Below are 4,643 nucleotides of genomic sequence, written 5' to 3'. Positions count from 1 at the left end.
CTCCGGGGAGGCGACCCCGAAGGACCGCTCCCAGTGACTCTCCTGGAACAGCCCCGGCAGCACCGTGCCCAGCGGCCACCACCCCGGCCACCACCCCGGCTACCACCCCGGCCCCCGCCGCGCCCGCGCCCGCCGACACCGGTCCTGCCGGGGCACCCGCCCGTGTCTCCCGCGCCGCGGCTGTCCGGGTCGCCGCAACCCGCACCGCGCCGGCCCCCGATGCGACCCGCGAGCCGACGGTCACGGCCCCCTACGCGGCGACCGGCACGGCGGGTGACGTCCCGTCGGCCGCGCCCGAGCCGCGCGAGCCGGAGCCCGCCGGTCCCGACATGAACGAGATCGTCGGCCGGGACGACCTGCTGCTGGTCACCCTGGACACCCTGCGCCACGACGTCGCGGTCGAACTGGCCGAGGCCGGCCGCATCCCCAACCTCGCCCGGCACCTCCCCGGCGGCGTCTGGGAGGAGCGGCACGCCCCGGGCAGCTTCACCTACGCCTCCCACCAGGCGATCTTCGCCGGGTTCCTTCCCACCCCGGCCGAGCCGGGCGTGCATCCCCGGCTCTTCGCCGCGCGGTTCGCGGGCAGTGAGAGCACGGCGCCCCGCACCTTCGTGCACGACACCCCCGACTTCGTCAGCGGACTGGCCGCCACCGGCTACCACACCGCCTGCATCGGCGGTGTCGGCTTCTTCAACAAGCAGGGGCCGCTGGGCACGGTGCTGCCGGGGCTGTTCCAGGAGAGTCACTGGGAGCGGTCCTTCGGGGTCGCCTCCCCGGAGTCCTTCGAAGCGCAGGTCGCGTGTGCCGAGCGCCTGGTGGCGCGGGTCCCCGAGGAGCAGCGGCTCTTCCTCTTCGTCAACGTCGCGGCCCTGCACCAGCCGAACTGGTTCCACACCCCGGGCGCCACGGAGGAGGCCGGCGACAGCCGCGCCACCCACGCCGCCGCCCTGGAGTACGTGGACCGGCACATCGGCCGGCTGTTCGCCGCCATGTCCTCGCGCCGCCGCTGCTTCGCCATCGTCTGCTCCGACCACGGCACCGCCTACGGGGAGGACGGCCACACCGGTCACCGCATCGGCCACCCCGTGGTCTGGACGGTGCCCTACGCGCACTTCTCCCTGCCCGGCCCGGCGGAGGGACCGCCGCAGCCCGCCGACACCTCCGGAACCGAGGCCCCATGAGCACCACGACAGCTGACGGCCTCGGCGGTACCGGCGGTCCCCACGCCCTCGACCGCCCCCACGCCCCCGACGCCCTCGACCGCCCCGGCGGGGTGGCCGCGGGGCCGGTGGGCAGCCCCTACCAGTCCTACGTCTACGCCTACCCGCACAAGACGGCCTACCGGCCGCTGCCGGAGAGGCCGACCCTCCGCGGGTTGTGGCAGGGCGAGCCGCAGGAAGCGCTCTCGCTGTACGCGCACATACCGTTCTGCGAGGTCCGCTGCGGCTTCTGCAACCTCTTCACCCGCATCGGAGCGCCGGAGGGGATGACAGACGCCTACCTCGACGCCCTCGACCGGCAGGCGGTGTCGGTACGGGAGGCGCTGGAACCCGACGCGCGGTTCGCGACCGCGGCGTTCGGCGGCGGTACGCCGACGTTCCTGACCGCGGCGGAGCTGGAGCGGCTCTGCGACATCGCCGAGCTGCGGATGGGCGCCTCCCTCGCGGACATCCCGCTGTCGGTGGAGAGTTCACCGTCGACGGCCACCGCGGACCGGATGGCCGTCCTGGCGGACCGCGGCGCCACCCGGGTCAGCATCGGGGTGCAGAGCTTCGTCGACGCGGAGGCCCGGGCCGCCGTCCGGCCGCAGCGCCGGGCGGAGGTCGAGGCGGCGCTCGGCCACATCCGGGACGCCCGCATCCCCACCCTCAACATCGACCTGATCTACGGCATCGACGGCCAGTCCGAGCAGAGCTTCGACGTCTCGCTCGACGCCGCGCTGGGGTGGCGGCCGGAGGAGCTGTACCTGTACCCGCTGTACGTCCGCCCCGGCACCGGCCTGGGCCGCCGCGGGCCGGACGGGGCCGGCGGGTCCGGCCGCGCGCTCGGGCCGTCGCACGCCGCGGGCGGCTCGCCGCACCCCGAATGGGACGAACACCGGCTCCGCCTCTACCGCCACGGCCGGGACCGGCTGCTGGCGGCCGGCTACCGCCAGGCGTCGATGCGGCAGTTCCGCCGTCTCGACGCGCCCGCCACAGGGGAGGACGACTACGCCTGCCAGACCGACGGCATGGTCGGCCTGGGCTGCGGGGCCCGCTCCTACACCTCGCGGCTGCACTACTCCTTCGGCTACGCCGTGGCGATGCCCGCCATCCGGTCCATCATCGACACGTACGTCACCGCACCGGACTTCACCCGTGCCGAGGTCGGCCGCTGGATGGACGCCGGTGAGGCGCGGCGGCGGCACCTGCTCCAGTCGCTGCTCCAGGCGGACGGCATGGACCTCGCCGACTACCGCCGCCGGTTCGGCACCGACCCGCGGGAGGACTTCCCGGCGGAGACGCGCGGCTTCGACGACCGGGGGTGGCTGACGACGGCCGCGGGCGGCGGCAGGTTGCAGCTGACGCCGGAGGGGCTGGCGCATTCCGATGCGATCGGCCCGGCCCTGTTCTCCCCGGCGGTGCGCACCGCCATGGACAGCTACGAGCAGCGATGAGCACCGCCGACCGGCCCGCCGGCGTACCCGACTCGCCCGACGGCGCTCCCTCGGTGCCGGCCCCCTCGGCTCCTCCCCGCTGCGCGGGCCGGAGCGGGGCCGACGCCGCGCCCGGCGGGGCGCAGTGGCTGACGCTCGGCCGCCGGCCGGTGCCCGCCGCGTCCACCGCGTGCGTCCCCTCCGCCGCGTCACCGGACCACGGGGCCGTGCCGGAGGCGGGCGTCGACCTCACCGTCCTCTACCGGGGCCCGCTCGCCTCGTGCGACTACGACTGCCCCTACTGCCCGTTCGCCAAGCGACGCGACTCCACCGAGCAGCTCCGCACCGACCGCGCCGCGCTGGAACGGTTCGCGGCCTGGGCCGCCTCCCGCACCGAGGACCGGCTGTCGCTCCTCTTCACCCCGTGGGGCGAGGGGTTGGTGCGGTCCTGGTACCGGCGGGCGCTCACCGAGCTGTCGCACCTGCCGCACATCCGACGCGTCGCGATCCAGACCAACCTCAGCGGGCGGACGGCCTGGACCGCCGAGGCCGACCTCGACACCCTCGCACTGTGGTGCACCTACCACCCGGGCCAGACGCCGTACGAACGGTTCGTCGCCAAGAGCCGGCGACTGGCCGCGGACGGCGTGCGGCACAGCGTCGGCGTGGTCGGCCTGCCCGAGCACCTGGACGCCGCCCGCCGGCTGCGGGCCGAGCTGCCGGAGCACGTCTACCTGTGGATCAACGCCGCCGAGGGCCACAGCTACACCGACGAGGAGGCCGCGCGGTGGACGGCGGTCGACCCGCTGTTCTCCTGGAGCCGCCACGCCCACCCCAGCGCCGGACGGCCGTGCCGCACCGGGGAGTCGGTGATCTCGGTCGATGGCGACGGCACCGTGCGCCGCTGCCACTTCGTGCGGGAGGAGCTCGGCAACCTCTACGACGGCAGCTACCGCGCCGCGCTGCGCCCGCGCCCCTGCCCGTCGCAGGTCTGCGACTGCCACATCGGCTACGTCCACCTGGAGACGCTGCCGCTGTACGACGTCTTCGCCGGCGGGGTGCTGGAGCGCATCCCCGCCGACTGGTGACGGGCGTCCGGCCGTTCGGCCGACCGGCCGCGGCGCCGGTACGGTGGCGGATCGGGCACGCGGCGCCGCGCCCCCGATCCGCCACCGGTCACGCCCGTGCGCGCAGGTGAGTCAGGTCGACCCCCGGCAGGGGGCCTGCGGCCGTCTCGGGCGGCAGATGCGCCCCGAACTCCCGCTCGAAGGCAACCAGCGCCGCGAATGACGGCACCACCCACCCCTCGTCGAACTCCTCGCTGCCGGTGTCGTCGCTGTCGTCCCACTCGCCGTACCGGAAGAAGCCGGCCGTGGTCAGGGCGCGGTTCATGAGGGAGGGGTCCGCCCCGCTGGTGAGGTGGACGGCCCAGGCGTCGATGTGGGCCGGCAGCACGCCGTCACGAGCGTGGGAGACGACCGTGTGACCGTCCGGCACCTTGTGGACCGAGACGGCCTCCCCGCCGGCCAACAGCCGGGAGACCTCCGCCGGCTCGGTCAGGAGCCCGTGGCCGGCCACATCGATGAGGAAGGTCCACTCGCCCTCGGCGCACACCCGCACCGCAGGGCTGCCAGGGCCGAACCGCTCGACAGCCCCCTGCCCGGTGCGGTGCGGGTGGGGGGGCGGCGCTGCCGCCGGCGGTGAGCCGGTCGAGCACCCCGGCCCTGGCAGGGCCACGCACGCAGGTGACCCCGAAGACATCGAGGGGGACGCAGTCGGCCAGGGTGGGTCGGATCATCGCGCGGTGCCTTCCGTGGCGGGACAACCGGACGCCTCGTGCGCCGGGACCGCCACGCTGCGGGTACCACCGGCACGACGGCGACGTGCGGCAGCCGTTCGCGGGCGCCGTCCGCTGCGGCGGCCGACGGCTGCGCTACTGCGGAGCGGTGCCCGGGCCCGGGTCGTGGCGCCGCCCGTCCCCGTCGCCACCCGGGGCGCGCCCCGGGAC

Annotated in this window: 4 protein-coding genes; 3 read left to right on the top strand and 1 reads right to left on the bottom strand. The window is 75.6% G+C overall.

What is annotated here, in order from left to right:
• Positions 1-329: 329 nt before the first annotated feature.
• The 3 genes from HCN56_RS23830 to HCN56_RS23820 all read left to right on the top strand — a co-directional run bounded on the left by HCN56_RS23830 (position 330) and on the right by HCN56_RS23820 (position 3,723).
• Positions 330-1,181, top strand: a complete 852-nt coding sequence (locus tag HCN56_RS23830; protein ID WP_167974453.1) for an STM4013/SEN3800 family hydrolase — start codon at positions 330-332, stop codon at positions 1,179-1,181.
• Positions 1,178-2,656 (top strand): STM4012 family radical SAM protein, encoded by a 1,479-nt coding sequence (locus HCN56_RS23825; protein WP_167974451.1) that lies wholly within the window; start codon positions 1,178-1,180, stop codon positions 2,654-2,656. Before HCN56_RS23830 ends, HCN56_RS23825 begins: the two co-directional genes overlap by 4 nt.
• A gap of 206 nt (positions 2,657-2,862) precedes the next feature.
• Entirely contained in the window at positions 2,863-3,723 is an 861-nt protein-coding gene (locus HCN56_RS23820; RefSeq protein ID WP_167974455.1) for an STM4011 family radical SAM protein, read from the top strand.
• A gap of 88 nt (positions 3,724-3,811) precedes the next feature.
• Here the strand turns inward: HCN56_RS23820 and HCN56_RS23815 are convergent, their stop codons facing one another.
• A complete protein-coding gene (locus HCN56_RS23815) occupies positions 3,812-4,372 on the bottom strand; it encodes a hypothetical protein (RefSeq protein ID WP_167974449.1) in 561 nt (186 codons plus the stop codon).
• Positions 4,373-4,643: the final 271 nt, after the last annotated feature.

The sequence above is a fragment of the Streptomyces lonarensis genome (assembly GCF_012033735.1).
GTDB classification, from domain to species: Bacteria; Actinomycetota; Actinomycetes; order Streptomycetales; family Streptomycetaceae; genus Streptomyces; species Streptomyces lonarensis.
Note: the sequence above shows the minus strand (reverse complement) of the source record. Positions and strands in the feature narration are given on the sequence as shown.